The organism is Dietzia psychralcaliphila (genome assembly GCF_003096095.1).
Classification (GTDB): Bacteria; Actinomycetota; Actinomycetes; order Mycobacteriales; family Mycobacteriaceae; genus Dietzia; species Dietzia psychralcaliphila.
Genome location: NZ_CP015453.1, coordinates 966,820 through 984,253 on the forward strand (window position 1 = coordinate 966,820; position 17,434 = coordinate 984,253).

15 protein-coding genes are annotated in these 17,434 nt (G+C 71.1%); 5 read left to right on the forward strand and 10 right to left on the reverse strand.

Features of this window, described 5'->3' with window-relative positions:
• Nucleotides 1-31 precede the first annotated feature (31 nt).
• Entirely contained in the window at nucleotides 32-3,355 is a 3,324-nt protein-coding gene (locus A6048_RS04325) for an error-prone DNA polymerase (protein ID WP_211310058.1), read from the forward strand.
• Between the two features lie 169 nt (nucleotides 3,356-3,524).
• Here A6048_RS04325 and A6048_RS04330 read toward each other — a convergent pair whose 3' ends face one another.
• The 3 genes from A6048_RS04330 to A6048_RS04340 are packed head-to-tail and all read right to left on the reverse strand — an operon-like array spanning nucleotide 3,525 to nucleotide 6,825.
• Nucleotides 3,525-4,634, reverse strand: coding sequence for an acyl-CoA dehydrogenase family protein (locus A6048_RS04330; protein ID WP_107748626.1), 1,110 nt, complete (start codon nucleotides 4,632-4,634; stop codon nucleotides 3,525-3,527).
• 47 nt (nucleotides 4,635-4,681) lie between these two features.
• The gene (locus A6048_RS04335; RefSeq protein WP_107748625.1) at nucleotides 4,682-5,596 is read right to left on the reverse strand and encodes an NAD-dependent epimerase/dehydratase family protein; all 915 of its coding nucleotides are present in this window, start codon (nucleotides 5,594-5,596) and stop codon (nucleotides 4,682-4,684) included.
• Nucleotides 5,593-6,825 carry an aminotransferase class I/II-fold pyridoxal phosphate-dependent enzyme gene (locus tag A6048_RS04340; protein ID WP_235027379.1) on the reverse strand — a complete coding sequence of 411 codons (1,233 nt, stop codon included), beginning with the start codon at nucleotides 6,823-6,825 and terminating at the stop codon, nucleotides 5,593-5,595. Before A6048_RS04340 ends, A6048_RS04335 begins: the two co-directional genes overlap by 4 nt.
• A 157-nt stretch (nucleotides 6,826-6,982) precedes the next feature.
• Between A6048_RS04340 and A6048_RS04345 the strand changes: the two genes are divergently transcribed.
• Nucleotides 6,983-9,106 carry an MMPL family transporter gene (locus A6048_RS04345; protein WP_107748624.1) on the forward strand — a complete coding sequence of 708 codons (2,124 nt, stop codon included), beginning with the start codon at nucleotides 6,983-6,985 and terminating at the stop codon, nucleotides 9,104-9,106.
• Between the two features lie 61 nt (nucleotides 9,107-9,167).
• On the forward strand, nucleotides 9,168-10,526 hold the full coding sequence (locus tag A6048_RS04350) for an FAD-binding oxidoreductase (protein ID WP_107748623.1): 1,359 nt from the start codon (nucleotides 9,168-9,170) through the stop codon (nucleotides 10,524-10,526).
• A gap of 5 nt (nucleotides 10,527-10,531) precedes the next feature.
• Here the strand turns inward: A6048_RS04350 and A6048_RS04355 are convergent, their stop codons facing one another.
• Genes A6048_RS04355 through A6048_RS04375 form a run of 5 tightly spaced genes read right to left on the reverse strand, consistent with a single transcriptional unit; the run spans nucleotide 10,532 to nucleotide 14,475 of the window.
• On the reverse strand, nucleotides 10,532-11,302 hold the full coding sequence (locus tag A6048_RS04355; protein ID WP_107748622.1) for a metal-dependent transcriptional regulator: 771 nt from the start codon (nucleotides 11,300-11,302) through the stop codon (nucleotides 10,532-10,534).
• Nucleotides 11,299-12,168 (reverse strand): metal ABC transporter permease, encoded by an 870-nt coding sequence (locus A6048_RS04360; RefSeq protein WP_107748621.1) that lies wholly within the window; start codon nucleotides 12,166-12,168, stop codon nucleotides 11,299-11,301. The genes A6048_RS04355 and A6048_RS04360 overlap by 4 nt, the downstream gene beginning before the upstream one ends.
• Entirely contained in the window at nucleotides 12,165-12,974 is an 810-nt protein-coding gene (locus A6048_RS04365) for a metal ABC transporter ATP-binding protein (protein WP_107748620.1), read from the reverse strand. The genes A6048_RS04360 and A6048_RS04365 overlap by 4 nt, the downstream gene beginning before the upstream one ends.
• On the reverse strand, nucleotides 12,971-13,969 hold the full coding sequence (locus A6048_RS04370; RefSeq protein ID WP_107748619.1) for a metal ABC transporter substrate-binding protein: 999 nt from the start codon (nucleotides 13,967-13,969) through the stop codon (nucleotides 12,971-12,973). Before A6048_RS04370 ends, A6048_RS04365 begins: the two co-directional genes overlap by 4 nt.
• Before the next feature lie 14 nt (nucleotides 13,970-13,983).
• The gene (locus tag A6048_RS04375) at nucleotides 13,984-14,475 is read right to left on the reverse strand and encodes a tRNA (cytidine(34)-2'-O)-methyltransferase (protein WP_107748719.1); all 492 of its coding nucleotides are present in this window, start codon (nucleotides 14,473-14,475) and stop codon (nucleotides 13,984-13,986) included.
• Between the two features lie 60 nt (nucleotides 14,476-14,535).
• On the opposite strand from A6048_RS04375, the gene A6048_RS04380 reads away from it, so the two are divergent.
• Both A6048_RS04380 and A6048_RS04385 read left to right on the forward strand, forming a co-directional pair.
• Entirely contained in the window at nucleotides 14,536-15,393 is an 858-nt protein-coding gene (locus A6048_RS04380) for a bifunctional methylenetetrahydrofolate dehydrogenase/methenyltetrahydrofolate cyclohydrolase (RefSeq protein ID WP_107748618.1), read from the forward strand.
• A gap of 7 nt (nucleotides 15,394-15,400) precedes the next feature.
• Nucleotides 15,401-15,748, forward strand: a complete 348-nt coding sequence (locus tag A6048_RS04385) for a DUF3017 domain-containing protein (protein WP_107748617.1) — start codon at nucleotides 15,401-15,403, stop codon at nucleotides 15,746-15,748.
• Between the two features lie 82 nt (nucleotides 15,749-15,830).
• On the opposite strand, the gene A6048_RS04390 is transcribed toward A6048_RS04385, so the two are convergent.
• Nucleotides 15,831-16,268: a hypothetical protein gene (locus A6048_RS04390; RefSeq protein WP_107748616.1), complete on the reverse strand. Its 438-nt coding sequence runs from the start codon at nucleotides 16,266-16,268 to the stop codon at nucleotides 15,831-15,833.
• Nucleotides 16,265-17,434, reverse strand: a complete 1,170-nt coding sequence (gene metX, locus A6048_RS04395; RefSeq protein WP_107748615.1) for a homoserine O-acetyltransferase MetX — start codon at nucleotides 17,432-17,434, stop codon at nucleotides 16,265-16,267. The genes A6048_RS04390 and metX overlap by 4 nt, the downstream gene beginning before the upstream one ends.

Genomic DNA, 17,434 nt, shown 5'->3' on the forward strand with positions numbered 1-17,434 from the left:
CCACGCATCGGACCAAGGCGGGTGGGGCCCGGTGAACTGGTACCACGGACCCAGGACCTGGACCGAGCTCGAGAGGGTACTGTCCGGGAGACCGAACCCGCGTGGGCCCCAGAACCCGCACCCCGGCGACGGCAGCGACGCCCCCGCCTGGTCCCGTCGACGGGGTGAGTACACCCCTCCGCAGCGGCCCCGGACGCAGGGACGCGTGCCCTACGCCGAGCTCCACGCCCATTCCGCCTTCAGTTTCCTGGACGGAGCCTCCTCACCCGAGGCGATGGCGGAGGCGGCAGCGGAGCTGGGACTGACCGCGCTGGCGATCACCGACCACGACGGGTTGTACGGGGTCGTCCGCTTTGCCGAGGCGGCCTCCGAGCTGGGGCTGGCGACCGTCTTCGGTGCCGAACTCTCGCTGCCAGGGGGCGAGCACCTGCTCGTGTTGGCCCGCGGAGGGGAGGGTTACCGCAGACTCTCGCGTGCGATCGCCCGCGCCCACCTGCGGGGCGGGGCCAAGGGCGAGCCGCGGTACGAGATCGCCGAACTCGCGGAGGCCGCCGGGGGCCACTGGTACGTGCTCACCGGCTGCCGCCGGGGACGGGTGCGGCGGGCCCTCGAGCGGGGCGGCGCGGGCGCGTCCGACTTCGACACCGCGGCCGCGGGCACGGCGCTGACCGAGCTCGTCGAGCTGTTCGGCAGGGACCGGGTGATCGTCGAACTGACCTGCCACGGAGTGCCCGAGGACACCGAGCGGTGTGATGCGCTGGCCACGCTCGCCGCCGCGGCGGGTCTGCCCGTCGTGGCCACCACCGCCGCGCACTGTGCGGGCCCGGAGGACGCCCGTCTGGCCTCGGTCATGGCTGCGCTCGGAGCCCGCAACGCCCTGGAGGCCCATGCCGCGCACCTGCCCGCAGCCGGCGGGGCGTACCTGCGCTCGGGGGAGGAGATGGCGGAGCTGTTCGACCGCTGGCCGGACGCCGTCACCGGCGCGGCGGGACTGGGCCGCGAGTGCGCGTTCGACCTCCGGCTCATCGCCCCCGAGCTGCCGCCGTTCGACGTCCCCGAGGGCCACACCGAGGACACCCGGCTCGCCGAGCTCACCTATGCGGGAGCCGCACGCCGATACGGGAAGCGTGGGGCGGCACCGGAGGCCTACGCCCAGATCGACCGCGAGCTGGGGGTGATCGCCGAGCTGGGGTTCCCCGGCTACTTCCTCGTCGTCCACGACATCGTCGAGTTCTGTCGTAGAGAGGGCATCCTCTGCCAGGGCAGGGGTTCGGCCGCCAACTCGGCGGTCTGCTACTCCCTCGGCATCACCAACGTCGACCCGGTGGGTGCGCACCTGCTGTTCGAGCGATTCCTGTCCCCGGAGCGGGACGGCCCGCCCGATATCGACGTGGACATCGAGTCCGGCCGCCGGGAGGAGGCCATCCAGTACGTCTACTCCCGCTACGGCCGGGACCACGCCGCGCAGGTGGCCAACGTCATCACCTACCGGGGACGGTCTGCCGTACGGGACGTGGCCCGGGCACTCGGCTACTCCACCGGGCAGCAGGACGCATGGTCCAAGAGTGTCGACCGGTGGTCGGGGCTGAAGAACCACGATCGGGAGGTCACCGAACACACCGTCCCGGCCGACGTGCTGGCGCTGGCCCGCAGACTCGTCGGACTGCCCCGACACCTCGGCATCCACTCCGGGGGCATGGTGATCTGCGACCGGCCGGTAGCCGACGTGGTGCCCGTCGAATGGGCACGCATGCCCGGGCGGACCGTCCTGCAGTGGGACAAGGACGACTGCGCGGCGGTCGGCCTGGTCAAGTTCGACATGCTGGGGCTGGGGATGCTCACGGCGCTGCACCACGCCATCGACCTGGCGGCCGAGCACAAGGATCTCGAGGTGGACCTGGCCCGACTGGACCTCGCTGACCCCGAGGTCTACGAGATGCTGTGCCGGGGCGATTCCGTGGGGGTGTTCCAGGTGGAGTCGCGGGCGCAGATGGCCACGCTGCCCAGACTCCGGCCGCGGACGTTCTACGACCTCGTGGTGGAGGTGGCGCTCATTCGCCCCGGCCCCATCCAGGGCGGTTCCGTGCACCCCTACATCCGCAGGCGCAACGGGCGGGAGGAGGTGGTGTTCGACCACCCCGCGCTCGAGGCGGCCCTGGGGCGGACGCTGGGGATCCCGCTGTTCCAGGAGCAGCTCATGCAGATCGCCACCGAGATCGCCGGGTTCACCGGGGCGGAGGCGGACCAGCTCCGCCGGGCGATGGGGGCCAAGCGCTCACCCGAGCGGATGGCGCGGCTGCGCGAACGGTTCTTCGCGGGCATGCGTGAACTCCACGGCATCGGTACGGGCGCGCCCGGGACGCCGGTCACAGGGCCGGAGGTGGGGGAGCGGATCTGGGAGAAGATGTGCGCGTTCGCCAACTACGGCTTCCCCGAGAGTCACTCCCAGTCCTTCGCGGCGATCGTGTACTACTCGGCGTGGTTCAAGTGCCACCACCCGGCCATCTTCTGTGCGGCTCTGCTCCGCAGCCAGCCGATGGGGTTCTACTCACCGCAGTCCCTCGTGGCCGACGCCCGGCGGCACGGCGTCACCGTGCACCGTCCCTGCGTCAACCGCTCGATCGGCGGTGCCACGTGTGAGAACCGGGGCACCGAGGTGCGCCTCGGCCTGGAGTCAGTGCGGGCGATCGGCACCGACCTCGCCACGGCGATCGCCGACGAGCGCGACACCCACGGCCCGTACCTCTCGGCCGCCGACCTCGCCGGCCGCACGGGACTGACCGTCCGGCAGATGGAGGCGCTGGCCACCGCGGGGGCACTCGACGCGCTCGGCGTCGGGGGGCGGCGGGCGGCCCTGTGGTCGGCGGCCACCGCGGCCCGGCAACGGCCCGGGATGCTGCCCGGACTGAGTCAGGTCGACGCCCCGGCGCTGCCGGGGATGAGTGTTCTGGAGCTCACCTCCGCGGATCTGGCCGCCACCGGGATCAGCCCCGAGGAGTACCCGACGGTTCACGCGCGACCCTGGCTCGACTCCCGGGGGGTGTGCACCACCGCCGGGCTCGCCCACGTCCCCGACGGCAGCCGGGTCGAGGTCGCCGGTGCGGTCACCCACAGGCAGCGGCCCGCCACCGCCGAGGGTGTGACCTTCCTCAGCCTCGAGGACGAGACGGGCATGACCAACATCGTGTGCTCGGTGGGACTGTGGGCGCGCTACCGCCCGATCGTCTCCTCGGCCCCGGCGCTCATCGTCCGCGGCACCGTGGAGAACCGCTCGGGCGCGGTGAGCGTGGTGGCGGACAAGATCGAACGCCTCCACCTGGGCATGGCGATCGGCCGTAGCCGGGACTTCCGGTGATCGGTCACTCAGCCACGATCGATCACTCAGCCACGATCGATCACTCCGCCACGATCGGTCACTCCGCCACGATCGATTACTCCCCAACGATCGATGCTGTGCAACGAACGGCAGCTCCGAAGCGATTGGTCCCCAGGTGGTCGCTCCCCGCCACCGGCCGATTCCGGGTTCAGACGTAGCGGAAGTCCTCCCCGCGCGCCCAGCGCACCAACCGGTCGGCGGTGTCCCGGCGCGACGGCGGGTGATAGCCGAACACCTGGACGGCCTCGAAGGCGTAGGCGAGTTCCGGGTCCTGCATGTAGGCGAATCCCCCGACGGCCTCGCGGACCATGGACTGCACCCTGACCAGGGCGTCGCGCATCGACCACCGGACCAGCGCGAGTCGTGCCGAGACATCGCCACCGCGGGCCCCCTCGTCGAACTCTCGAGCCACGGCGTGCAGTGCGGTCCGCATGGTCTCGACCTCGGCGAGCGCAGAGGCGAACAGCTTCGGATCGAGTCGGTCACGCTCGGTGAGCCGCTCGACCATTCGCGTGGCCACCCCGAGATAGCAGGCGCTGATCAGCAAACCGAACCACAGATAGCCGGTCATCTCGTGGACGTCGTCGGGATCGTTCTCGGAGGTGAGGAAGACCATGTCAGCCCCGACCCGGACGTCGTCGAGGACCAGCGCGTCGCTCTCCGCCGCCGCGAGGACGGGGCTCTTCCAGAACTCCTCCCGGCTCAGCCCCTCGGCCCCGTCGAAGACCAGGACGACGGCCCGTTCGGAACCGTCCACGAGGGCACTCGCCACCAGCAGGCTCATGGATCTCGACAGACTGCAGGGAGCCTTGCGACCCGAGAGCAGGTAGTCGTCACCGTCCCGGCGGGCGGTCATGGTCGGACGGAACACAGACCCCCCGGGGGAACCCTCGGAGAAACCGGAGGCCATCACGGTCCCACCCTCGACCAGTGCCCTGATGAGATCGCGCTCGTCCTGCGAGGCATCCTCGGCGGCCTCGAAGAGGGTCGCGCACGACAGGTGGTGCATCGTGGTCGCGGCCGCGAGCGAGGGGGCGACCGCGCCGATGGCGGTCTGGAACCGCACCGCGTCAACCGCGCTCGCGCCCGCACCGCCCAGTGAGGTGGGGACGATGAGACTGGTCCCGCCGGTGGCCGACCAGTCGGCCACGGCGGTGCTCCCGGCGCCCTCATTGGCGAGGAGGCCGTGGTCGTACAGGCGCTCACGCAGCCCTGGGGCGTAGGAATCGAGGGTCTGGTTCTCCGAGGTGAGGAGCATGGGGTCCTTTCGGTACGTGTTCGGGTGGCGACGGACTCGGGTCGGGATCAGCCTGCGAGCATGAGGCGCGCGGCCTCGGTGCAGTCGTACCGCGGCTGCCACCCGGTGGCGTCCCGGAGTCGTCGTGAGGTGGTGACCGGCTCTCCGCAGGTCACCCAGTGTGAGGAATAGGGCAGCAGTCGCAGCCGGAAACCGACGTCGGCCAGACGTCGGGCGGCGCGCAGTGGCACAGGAATGCACACCGAGTGGTTCAGTCGGCACAGCTCGGAGACGGTGAGCGCGCCCTCCGGGCCGAGGTTGAACTCCCCGTCGACGCCGGCGAGGACCACCCGCAGGTAGGCGTCGACGAGGTCGTCCTGGTGGAGGAACTGGAAATAGGACCGCCCGGGGCTCGGGTGCAGGACGACGCGCGAACGCATGGTCTCCAGTCCGGAGTTGGACATGTCCGGCCCCACCACGTAGGTGGGCCGCAGGACCGCCATCGCCATGCGGCCGTCGGAACCCCGCCGCCACCGGCGCACGTCCTCCTCCACGAGCGCCTTGTGGTGGAAGTAGTAGTTCTCCTGGCTGGCACCGATCGGCGCCGTCTCGTCGATCACCTCGGGGCCGCCGCGGGGGCCGTAGGCGTTGATGCTCGACGTCATCACGCACACCCGGGCGCCGGCGGAGTCGGCCGCCCACAGGACGCGTCGTGAGCCGTCGACGTTGACGACCCGCGCCGACTCCTTGTCGCGCGGCTCCTCGACCATGAAGGCACAGTGGATCACCGCGTCGGCGCCCGCGAAGGCCTCGTCGAGGTCGTCGGTGGTGATATCGATGGTCCGTTGTTCGATCTTCGGGTCCTGGACCCGCAGCGGCGACCGCGCCAGGGCCACCACGTGGTCGACCTCCTCACGCAGGATCAGACCGCGCAGGAGGGCCGTGCCGAAATCACCTGACGCCCCGGTCAGCACCACCCTCATAGGGCGGAGAGCTCGCGGGTGACGGCGAGGACGTCGGCGATCGCCGTGGCCGCCTCGACCAGCTGCTCCTCCGTGTGATCCGCCGTGACGCACAGGCGCAGGATCGCACCGGCCGCCGGGACGGCCGGGTGGACCGCGACACCGGTGTAGACGCCCCGCTCGAGCAGCAGGTTCCACACGTGGACCGCGCGGAGGTCGTCGCCCACGGGGACGGGCACGATGGGCGACCACTCGTCGCCGGTGAGGCCGGATGTGCACTCGATCCCCTTGGCCCCCAGCTCGGCTCGCAGCAGGATCGAGTTCCGGCGCACCGCCTCGGTGCGCGCCGCACCGTCGTCGGTACGCATGATCCGGATCGAGGCGAGGGAGGACGCGGTCGCGGCGGGGACCGAGGAGGTACTGAAGATCATCGGCCGCGCCGTCACCCTGAGCCCGGTGACGAGGTCGGAGCTGCCGGTGATGAACCCACCGCAGGACGCCGAGCACTTGGAGAACGACGCCATGGTCACGTCCACGTCGTCCACCGTCCCGGTCTCCTCGACCCAGCCCCGCCGGGTCGGACCGAACAGGCCCATCGCGTGGGCCTCGTCGACCATGAGCGCGGCCCCGAACGATCGGGCGAGCTCCGCGACCCCGGACAGGGGCGCGAGGCTGCCCTCCATGGAGTAGAGGGAGTCGACGACGACGAGGATCTGCTCCGGGGACCCGCGGCGGGCCGTGATCAGGGCCTCCTCGAGCGCGCCCAGGTCGTTGTGGCGGAACGGGTGCACTGAGGTCCGCGCCATGCGGAGGCCGTCGCGGAGCGATGCGTGGGCGTACTCGTCGATGACGACCGCGTCCCGTTCACCGACGAGGGCGCCGAGGGTGCCGAGGTTGGTCTGGTACCCGGTCGAGAAACACAGCGCGTCCTCGGTGCCGAACCAGTCCGCGATCTCCGCCTCCAGCTCCTCGTGCAGCGCCATCGTCCCGTTGAGCAGGCGGCTCCCGGTGCTCGCGGACCCGAATCGACGGACCGCCTCGGTGGTGGCCTCGATGACCTCGGGGTGACGGGCCAGACCGAGGTAGTTGTTGGAGCCGAGCATGATCCGGTCCACACCCTCGACGTTGCTCGTGGCACCGGAGCTCGAGTTCATGGTCCGGTAGTAGGGGCTCTGACCGGCGTCCTGGAGGGACGAGAAGATCTGGACCCGTTCGTCGGCGGCGAGGCGGTCGATGAGGGGATGGTTCACGAGAAGTCCTTCCGATGGGCTGTCCGGGTGGTTCGGCCCCTCTTCCGGGGCGGATGGGTCGGGCCAACGAATCCTCACCTGATCGCCCGATGGCACCGTCGCCCATCCGCCTCCGGATCCGGAACGAATGAAGGGGACGTCTGAGTGAGGGAGACCGATGAGTCATAGAGCCGACACCGGGACGCGGCGACCCGCTCGCCGCTGGCCGATGGTCCTGGTGAGAGGGTGGCCGCTCGTCGCGGCGCTGGTCCTCGCCGTGCTCGGGGCGCTCTCCGCCGGAGGCGTGCAGGAACAGTTGACACCCGGGGGGTTCCGGGCCGAATCCACGCCATCCGCCGTCGCCGAGCAGCGGCTCGACGCGGAGGTCGGGGCGGGCACCCCCGACCTGCTCGTGGTGGTTTCGGGCCCGGAGCCCGCCGCCGTGGCCCGCGACGCCGATGCGGTGGCGTCCTTCCTCACCGGCGCCGGGGGAGTGGGCCGCGTGACCGTCTCACCCGCACCGGGAGACGGGCCCACGGTGGTGTCCGCGGTGTTGTCCGGCGACGACGCCGAGTCGAGACGCACCCTGGATGAGGTCCGCGAGGCCCTGCCCCCGCCCGGCGAGGGCGTCGAGAGGCAACTGACCGGCCGGGCCGAGGTGCTCCGTGAGGACGATCTGATCGCGCGGGACGATCTGGTCCGCGCCGAGCTCATCGCCGTCCCCGTGACCCTCGTCCTGCTCGTGCTGTTCTTCGGCTCCGTGGTGGCCGCCGCGGTCCCGGTGGCGATCGGGGTGCTCGCCATGCTCTCGACCTTCGTCGTCCTGTCCGGCCTGGTCCACCTGATCGATGTCTCCGTGTTCGCCCTCAACCTCGTGATCGGTCTCGCGCTGGGTCTCTCGATCGACTACAGCCTCCTCGTGGTCACCCGGTACCGCGAGGAGTTGGCGGCCGGAGCGGACCCACCGGAGGCCGTCAACCGAACGATGCGCCGATGTCGGAGGACCATCGTCGTCTCGGCGGCGACGGTAGGACTGTGTCTGGCCGCGCTCACGGCGGTCGACATGCCCTACCTGAGATCCATGGCGATGACCGGTGTCGCCGTCGTCGCGCTGGTCGCCACCCTCACCCTGGTGGTCCTGCCCCCGGTCCTGCGGGTTCTCGGTCGGAGGATCGACGCCTGGTCCGTGCGACGGGTCGATCCGACCCGACCCGGCCGCTCGGTCACCGCGATGCTGGGGGTGTCGCGCAGACACCCGGTGGCGGTGGCGCTGGGGGTGTCGGCGCTCCTGTTGATCCTGTTGACGCCCGCTTTCGGCCTCAGGTTGGGCACTCTCGACGACAGGGTCCTGCCGCCGGACGCCTCGTCCAGGGTGGCGGCCGAGCGACTGCGCGACGAACGCCCGGACCTCGGATCCGATCCCCTGGTGATCCTGGCGGACGGGGTCGACCCCGGAGCGTTGGCGGAGCGGGTATCGCGCATCGACGGCGTGACGGTGGCGCGGGGCCCGGACGACACCGTGTCCGACGGGCTCGCAGTGGGGCCCGGCGACCCCGGCCTGAGACGGGGCTCCGTGGCCGCGGTGGAGGTGGTGACGGCCCCGGGGTTGACGCAACCGCAGCAACAGGACCTCGCCGAGCGGGTCCGCGAGGAGGTGGCCCCGGCCCCGGTGGCGGGAACCTATTCCGACGATGTCGACACCCGCCAGGCAGTCACGGACCGGGCGGTCCCGGTGGCTCTCCTCGTGATGGCGGTGGTCCTGCCCCTGGTCTTCCTGCTGACCGGTGGTGTGCTGGTCACGCTCAAGACGCTGGTCATGGCGGCGCTCAGTCTCACCGCGACCTTCGGAGTGATGGTCCTCGTCTTCCAGGAGGGTTATCTCGCCGACCTGGTGGGCGTGACGGCCACGGGGGTGGTGGACAGCTCCGCGCCCCTGCTCATGGCGTGCCTGGCCTTCGGACTGTCCATGGACTACCAGTTGTTCCTGCTCTCCCGTGTCCGGGAGGAATACGACCGGCACGGCGACACCACCCGGGCCGTGGTCGACGGGGTCGGACGCACCGCTCCCGTGGTGGGCGCCGCGGCGATACTCGTCGCCGTGGTGTTCCTCGCCATCGGCACGTCGGACATCAGCGTGGTCCGGATGCTCGGACTCGGCATGGCGCTGGCCGTGCTGGTGGACGCGTTCGTCATCAGGTTGTTGCTCGTGCCCAGTGCCATGCTCCTACTCGGGGAGGCCAACTGGTGGGCGCCGCGGCCGCTACGGGTCGTCTTTGACCGACTGCGGATCCGGGAGAGCTGATCGCGGGGGACCCCGTCCCATACACCCGCGCCCCAGCGACTGTTCGCCGTAGGTTCGGGGCATGATCCTGGACGACCTCCGTGCCCGCCTCCACAGTGCCTCCGTGCTCACCGACACGGACGTACTGGAGGGATACCGCCAGGACTGGGCCAAGGCCCCTGATCCGGGGATGCCACTGGCCGTGGTGCGGGCACGGTCGACCGAGGACGTGCAGGAGGTCATGCGCTGGGCGAGCGCGCACGGCGTGCCGGTGGTGCCGCGGGGAGCCGGTTCGGGACTGTCCGGGGGAGCGACGGCGGTAGAGGGCGGGATCGTGCTGTCCACCGAGCTCATGCGCGACATCGACGTCAACCCGGTCACCCGAACCGCCACCGTCCAGCCGGGTCTGCTCAACGTCGAGGTCAAGCAGGCCGTCGCCGAGCACGGGCTCTGGTATCCGCCGGATCCCTCGTCCTACGAGATCTGCTCCATCGGCGGCAACATCGCCACCAACGCCGGCGGTCTCTGCTGTGTGAAGTACGGAGTGACCACCGACTACGTGCTGGGGTTGACGGTGGTGTTGGCCGACGGCACCGCGGTACGCCTGGGCGGCGCGCGACTCAAGGACACCGCCGGATTGAGCCTGACCAAGCTCTTCGTGGGCAGCGAGGGCACGTTGGGGATCGTCACCGAGATCATCGTGCGGCTCATCCCCGAACAACCGCCGCGCTCCACCGTGGTGGGGATCTTCCCCGACGTGGTGGCGTGTAGCGACGCCGTCCTGGCCATCACGCGCCGGATCCGCCCGGCGATGCTCGAGTTCATGGACAACGTCTCGATCCGGGCCGTGGAGGCGGACCTGAGGATGGGGCTGGACATCTCTGCCGGCGCGATGCTGCTGGCCCAGTCCGACTTGACCGGACCCGATCGCGCGGCCGAGACGGAGTTCATGGCGGAGGCGTTCCGTACCCACGGCGCCACCGAGGTGTTCGCCACCGACGATCCCGACGAGGGGGAGCAGTTCACGGTCGCGCGTCGGGCCGCGTTCACCAGCCTCGGCAAGACCGGAACCCTGCTTCTGGAGGACGTCGGCGTACCACTGCCGGCGCTGCCCGATCTGGTCGCCGGGATCGAGGAGATCTCTGCCCGACGCGACGTGCCGATCGCCCTGGTCGCCCACGCCGGCGACGGCAACACTCACCCGATCATCGTGCTGGAGGACGACGACCCGGACCGCGCCCAGCGCGCCCAGTCGGCATTCGGCGAGGTGATGGAGCTGGCCATCGGCATGGGCGGGACGATCACCGGCGAACACGGCGTGGGACGACTCAAGGCGCCGTGGCTGCCCGCCCAGTTGGGTGAGGACGTGATGGAGTTGAATCGCCGCATCAAGACCGCGCTGGACCCACAGGGGATCCTCAACCCGGGGACGATGTTCTGACGGAGCTAGTGCGTGACCTCGTCGTCGTCGTTGGTCGGGACACGGACCCGCACCGCCGCCGCCACCGGTGTGCCGACCGGCACCACACGTCCGTCCAGGGCCACGGTGATGATCCCCAGCTCGACCTGTCGGGAGACCACCTCGACCGGCGAGTCGGGCCGCAGGCCGATCTCGGCCAGGTGCCGCAGGACGGAGTTGTCCCGGTCGGACACCCGCGTGACGACGCCGGTTCCGCCCTCGGGAACGCGGTCCAGGGGAACGTCGGCGAGCTGGTCCAGGCGCCCGTCGCGGGTGGGGATGGGATCGCCGTGCGGGTCGCGGCGCGGGTGGTCGAGGAAGCCGTCCAGGGCGTCGACGAACCGGTCGGAGACCACGTGCTCCAGGGCATCGGCCTCGGCGTGGACCTCGTCCCACGGATACTCGAGACAACGGGCGAGGAACGTCTCGAGGATCCGGTGACGGCGGACCATCGCCACAGCGAACGACTGCCCGGTCTCGGTGAGCTCGACGGGAGCATAGGGGCGGTGCTGCGCCAGCCCCATGGCGGCGAGCTTGCGGACGCCCTCGGTGACGGAGGAGGGGGAGGCGCCGAGGCGGTCGGCCAGCGCGCCCGGGGTGACGGGCTCGCCACCGGCACCCAGGTGGTGGGCGGCCATGAGATAGGCCTGGATGGTCGGGGAGAGATCGGCGAGGCCTCGGGGGGTATCAGCGCGGGGTGTATCGGCGCGGGGTGAATCAGCGCGGGGTGAATCAGCGCGGGGCGGGTCGACGCTCATGCCGCCATCATCCCCGATCGCCGTGCCCGGGCGCCCGCCGCGGCCCGCGGGATCACGCCGCGCCGGGGGGCGAACAGCTGCGCCGCGGTGAAGATGACGGCCTGCGCGAGGACCACCACCGGACCCGGGGGGAGGTCGGCGTAGTAGCCGGCGTACAGGCCTGTGACGCCACCGACCAGGGCGACGACGACGGCGAGGATCATCGTCCCCCGCATGGTGTCGGCTACCAGTTGGGCGGTCGCGCCGGGGATGATGAGCGTGGCCACCACCAGGATCACGCCCACCGACTGGACTCCCGCCACGGTCGCGGTGGCGAGGGTGGCGAGCAGCAGTCCGGTCAGCGCTCGCGTCCTCAGCCCCATGGTGTGGGCGTGCAGCCGGTCGAAGGCCAGCATGATCAGGTCGCGGCGGAAGACCAACAGCACGATCACCGTGAACGCCGAGACCGCCAGCACCTGGACGAGGTCGGAGTCGCGCACCCCGAGAACGCTGCCGAACAGGATCGAGTGCAGGTCCTGTTGGCTGGGGAACCGGGCGATGAGGACCAGGCCGAGCGAGAACAGTGCGGTGAACACGATGCCCATGGCCGCGTCCTCCCGCACCGTCCCGCTCTCTCGGACCGCGCCGATCAGCGTCACCGCGACCAGGGCGGCGACGAGAGCACCGACCGCGAACGGGATGCCGATCAGGGCGGCGATCACCACACCGGGCAGGACGGCGTGGGAGACGGCGTCACCCATGAGAGACCAACCCATGTGGACCAGCCAGCAGCTCAGCAATGCGCCGGCCACACCAGAGGCGGCCACCACGAGCAGGGCACGCCGCATGAACTCGTAGCTCATGGGTTCGACGAGCAGGTCGATCACGACAGGACTCCCAGGGTGGCCGCGCGGCCGGTGGTGGGGTCGGGGTCACCGGGCAGGCGCGCCCCGAGCAGGGTGGACAGGATCTGTGGGGTGGTGGTCTCGGCCACGGGGCCGTGCGCCACCAGCCGGCCGTTGAGCAGGGCGACAGAGTCCGCGAGCCGTTCGACCGTGGCCAGGTGGTGCGTGGAGACCAGCGCGGTCCGCCCCGAGGCGGTGAGGTCGCGCAGCACGTCGATGTAGACCTCCTCGCTGCCGGCGTCCATGCCACTGAACGGTTCGTCGAGCAGCAGCAGCTCGGCCTCCTGGGCCAGGCAGCGGGCCAGCAGGACCCGGCGGCGTTGCCCGCCCGAGAGCTCGCCGATGCGCCGTCCCGAGATCGCGGACAGCCCGACCCGCTCCAGGGCGTCGTCGACGGCCAGACGGTCGGTGGCGGACGGGCGGCGCCACGGTCCGGTGAAGCGGCGGCGGCCCTGCATGACCACCTCACCCGCGGTGACCGGGAAGCGCTCGTCGAGTCCGTCCGACTGGGGGACCGCCGCCACCCGGCCGGTGCGCAGCGCGCGGCGCACCGGGGAGCCGAGGAGGCGCACCGAGCCGGCGGTCGGGGTGACCAGCCCGAGCAGTGACTGCAGCAGGGTGGACTTCCCGGACCCGTTGGGGCCGAGGAGAACGGTGATCTCCCCGGTCGGCACGGACAGGGACACCGAGTCGAGGGCGCGGATCTGGCCGCGGTCGACGGTGAGGTCGGTGACGACGACGGCGGGGGGTCCGGTGTGCGCGGAGAAGGGCAGTGGCCGGTCGGTCATGACGTCAGCTCCCGGGTGATGATCTCGAGGTCGTGGTCGAGCAGATCGAGGTAGGTGGGCACCGGACCGCTGGGGGCGGAGAGGGAGTCGACGTACAGCAGCCCGGCGACCCTGCTGCCGGTCTCGGACGCGACCTGCTGCATCGCCGCATCGGAGACCGTCGACTCGCAGAAGACGGCGGGGATCTCGCGATCGCGCACCTCGTCGATCAGGGCGGTGACCTGACGCGGGAGCCCCTGGGACTCGCTGTTGACCGGCCACAGGTAGAGCTCCTCCAGGCCCAGGTCGCGGGCCAGGTAGGAGAACGCGCCCTCGCACGTGACCAGGACGCGGCGCTCCTCCGGGACCTCCGCGACGGCCGCACGGGCACGGGAGGCCAGGTCGTCGAGTTCGGCCACGTAGGTCTCGGCGCGGTCGAGGTACTCGTCGGCGCCGTCCGGGTCGAGGTCGGCCAGAGCGAGCGCGATCGTCCGGATGTATCTCGTTCCCTCGTCGGGCGACATCCACGCGTGGGGGTTGGGCCGGCCGGTGTAGTTGCCGGAGCGCACAGGTAGGGGGTCGACCCCCTCGGAGGTAACAACGTGTCGTGCGTCGGTCCCGTCGATGAAGCGCAGCAGCCAATCGTCCATGCCGAGGCCGTTGCTCACCACCAGGTCCGCGCCCTCGACGCGCTTGAGGTCATCGACCGACGGTTCGTACTGGTGCACGTCCGCGCCGGGGGTCGTGACCGACTCCACGCGCACGCGGTCCCCACCGACCCGTCGCGCCATGTCCGCGAGGATGGTGAAGGTCGTGGCCACCACGACCCTGTCGCCGGCCTCCTGGTCGGCGAACCGGGGCCGGTCGTCCACGGCAGCCGCACCCGTGAGTCCGGTGGTGCACGCGGCCGTCACGATCGCCGTCGCGAGGGTCACGACGATCGCGGTCACGGGGGCGACGGACCTTCGGCGCCCGCCCCGGGGATTGCGGCCGCCGACCGGATGAGATTTCGGCATACCGAAATATTAAGTCAAGATGTCGGAATTTCCATACCGCCTGGGTAGCCCTGCTGTCTCCAGGCCTCGTAGACCGCCACGGCTGCGGCGTTGGACAGGTTCATCGAGCGACGGCCGGCCAACATGGGGATGCGCACCGTCGCCGTCACACGCTCGTCGGCCAGCACGTCCTCGGCCAGGCCGGTGGGCTCGGGGCCGAACAGCAGGACGTCACCGGGGGAGAACCTCACCTCGGGCAGGGAGAGGTCGGCCCGTACGGTGAACGCCCACACCCGCGCCGGGAGCAGTCGCGCGTACGCGGCCTCCAGGTCCTCGTGGACCTCCACGTGCGCCAGATCGTGATAGTCGAGCCCTGCCCGCCGCAGCTGCGGTTCGGTCAGGTCGAATCCCAGTGGCCCGGCCAGATGGAGCTCGCACCCCGCGCCCGCGGCCAACCGGATCGCGTTGCCGGTGTTGGGCGGGATGCGGGGACGGTCGAACAACACACGCACGCCGGCTCCGGTCATGGCGGCCATTCTCGCAGTGCGCTGGCGACGTGGCCGCTCCGGAGTGGGATACTGGCGCCCGTGACCGCTATCAAGCTGGACGGAAAGCTCACCCGCGACGAGATCGTCGCCGACCTCACCGACCGGGTCGCCGCGTTACGCGACAAGGGCATCACCCCGGGACTGGGGACGGTCCTGGTGGGCGACGACCCGGGCAGCCACTCCTACGTCAAGATGAAGCACCGCGACTGCGAGCAGGTCGGCATCGCCTCCATCCGTCGTGACCTGCCCGCCGAGACCGATCAGGCCGAACTCGAGGCCGTGATCGACGAGCTCAACGCCGACCCCGCGTGCACCGGGTACATCGTTCAGTTGCCCCTGCCGAAGCACCTCGACGAGAACGCGATCCTCGAGCGCATCGACCCGGCCAAGGACGCGGACGGGTTGCATCCCGTCAACCTCGGCAAGCTGGTCCTCAACGCGACTGCCCCGCTGCCGTGCACCCCCAATGGCGCCATCCACCTCCTGCGGCGATTCGGTGTCGACCTCGACGGCGCGCACGTGGTGGTGATCGGCCGCGGGGTGACCGTGGGGCGGCCGATCGGGCTGATGCTCACCCGCCGCAGCGAGAACTCGACCGTCACCCTGTGCCACACCGGCACGCGTGACCTGGCCGCCGAGACGCGGCGTGCCGACGTGATCGTGGCCGCCGCGGGCGTCGCCCACATGCTCACCCCGGACATGGTCAAGCCGGGCGCCGCGATCCTCGACGTGGGGGTCTCCCGGCTCGACGGGAAGCTCGCGGGGGACGTCCATCCCGACGTCTGGGACGTCGCGGGCGCGGTGTCCCCGAACCCGGGCGGGGTCGGTCCGCTCACGCGGGCGTTCCTGCTGGCCAACGTGGTCGAGCGGTGCGAGCGACTCGCGGCCGACACCTGAGGCCGATATGACCCACCCCGCCCCCGACCGGCCCCGGCCGACCGACGCCCGGCCGCGACGCACCAGGCCCGCACGGCTGCGGTGGTCGCAGATCCGGGCCCAGTGGCCGCTCGCGCTGGTGCTCGCCGGGTTGGCGGTGGCGCTGGGGTTCGTGATGTTCGAGCGGTGGCGCCGCGGGGCGTTCCTGCTGGGGCTCATGGCCCTGGCCGCCGGGGTCCTGCGGGGCGTGGTTCCGGACGAGCGCGCACGGCTCCTCGGCGTGCGGAGCAAGGGCTTCGACGTGGCCTTCTACGTGGCGATCGGCGCGGTCGTCCTGTGGCTCGCGACGTCCATCGACTCCCTCGGGACGGGCTGAGCGCGAGGGGCTGAACGCGACGGGCTGTGCTCGGGACGAGAAGAGCTCGGGACGGGCTGATGACGGCCAGTCGCGCGCCGGACTAGTTCAGTCGCAGCGGCACGCCCTCGCGGACGTGCTCGCGGACGCCGCTCGATGCGAGCAGCACGCCCATCGCCACCAGTGCGCACAGGGAGAGCACGCTACCCAGCACCGAGATGAACGTGACGCTGTCCACCACCATCCGGGCGATCGAGCTCATGACCAGTAGCGCCACCGCCACCCCGATGACGACGCGGGCCGCTCGGTGGGCGCGCCAGAGCAACACCGCGCCGGCGATCAGCAGCAGCCCCAGCACGAGTGACGACACGGCGGTGACCGCCATCGGGCCGTAATCGGTGGTCTCGTCGCCTCCGCTGGCGGTGGCGGTGAGTCCCAGCAGCGTGGCGAAGCCGATGGACACACCGATGATGCCGAGCCCCACTGCCAGTCCCGTCAGGCCGAGGGCAGCGGGCCGGGGGGTGTGGTCGTGGTCCGTCATGCGTGTCCTCGTGTTCGGTCAGGGGAGCCCTGCGCGGCGAGTTCCATGGTCCTGACGAGCATGGGGCCCACCACGTCGGACTCGGTGAGGAATCCATCGTGGCCGGCCGGGCTGTCGATCACCACGAGTGGATCGGCGCCGGGGAGGAGCTCGGCGAGTTCCTCCTGTTGACGCAGGGGGTAGAGGCGGTCGGTGGTCACACCACCGATCACGCACGGGACGGGACACGAGCGCAGCGCCTGCTCGACCCCGCCGCGGTCCAGACCGACGTCGTGGCGGTTGAGCGCGTCGGTGAGCAGGACGTAGGTGCAGGCGTCGAAGCGTGAGACCAGCTTGCCGGCCTGGTGGTCGAGGTAGGACTGCACGGCGAACCGCCCCGACATCGACAGGTCTTCGCCCCGTGGGTCCTCCCCGGGCTGCGGTCGGTTGGCGAAGCGCTCGTCCAGTTCCAGCTCGCCCCGGTAGGACAGGTGCGCGATGCGCCGGGCGATTCCCAGACCGGCGACGGGGGTGCGACCCGTGCCGTGGTACCCCCCCTGCTGCCAGTGCGGGTCGGAGGTGACGGCCATGATCTGCGCCGTCTGGACGCCGATCTGGTCGGCGGAGGCGCGAGCCCCGACCGCCAGTACACAGCCCGCCCGGACGCGTTCCGGGTAGGTGACCATCCATTCGAGCGTCCTGGCCCCGCCCATGGAGCCGCCGATCACCGCCGCCCAACTCCCGATCCCCAGCAGGTCGGCCAGTACCCGCTCGGCCTCGACCATGTCGCGGACGGACACGGCGGGGAAGCGGGCGCCCCAGTAGTGGCCGTCGGGATGGAGTGAACTGGGGCCCGTCGAACCGCGGCATCCTCCGAGCACGTTGACGGACAGGACGCAGTAGCGGTCGGTGTCCAGCGGCAGTCCGGGTCCGACGAGTCCGTTCCACCATCCGGGTGTCGGGTGCAGCGAGTCGACGGAGCCGACGACATGCGAGTCGCCGGTGAGGGCGTGCTCGACCAGGACGATGTTGGACAGATCCTCCGCGAGCCGTCCCCACCGCTGCACCGCGAGGGTCACCCCCGGGAGTACGACACCCGTGACCAGCGTGAGGTCGCCGATGGCGACGCGGCCGAGGGTGCCGTCGCCCGGGGGCAACAGCGCGAGTGGATCGGTGGGGCGGATCAT

Coding starts and splice junctions, on each gene's coding strand:
- A6048_RS04330 (WP_107748626.1), bottom strand. CDS start 4,634: ATGCTCCTCACCTCGGAGAACCAGACCCTCGATTCCTACGCCCCAGGG.
- A6048_RS04335 (WP_107748625.1), bottom strand. CDS start 5,596: ATGAGGGTGGTGCTGACCGGGGCGTCAGGTGATTTCGGCACGGCCCTC.
- A6048_RS04345 (WP_107748624.1), top strand. CDS start 6,983: ATGAGTCATAGAGCCGACACCGGGACGCGGCGACCCGCTCGCCGCTGG.
- A6048_RS04350 (WP_107748623.1), top strand. CDS start 9,168: ATGATCCTGGACGACCTCCGTGCCCGCCTCCACAGTGCCTCCGTGCTC.
- A6048_RS04355 (WP_107748622.1), bottom strand. CDS start 11,302: ATGAGCGTCGACCCGCCCCGCGCTGATTCACCCCGCGCTGATTCACCC.
- A6048_RS04365 (WP_107748620.1), bottom strand. CDS start 12,974: ATGACCGACCGGCCACTGCCCTTCTCCGCGCACACCGGACCCCCCGCC.
- A6048_RS04370 (WP_107748619.1), bottom strand. CDS start 13,969: ATGCCGAAATCTCATCCGGTCGGCGGCCGCAATCCCCGGGGCGGGCGC.
- A6048_RS04375 (WP_107748719.1), bottom strand. CDS start 14,475: ATGACCGGAGCCGGCGTGCGTGTGTTGTTCGACCGTCCCCGCATCCCG.
- A6048_RS04385 (WP_107748617.1), top strand. CDS start 15,401: ATGACCCACCCCGCCCCCGACCGGCCCCGGCCGACCGACGCCCGGCCG.
- A6048_RS04390 (WP_107748616.1), bottom strand. CDS start 16,268: ATGACGGACCACGACCACACCCCCCGGCCCGCTGCCCTCGGCCTGACG.
- metX (WP_107748615.1), bottom strand. CDS start 17,434: ATGATCCGCCCCACCGATCCACTCGCGCTGTTGCCCCCGGGCGACGGC.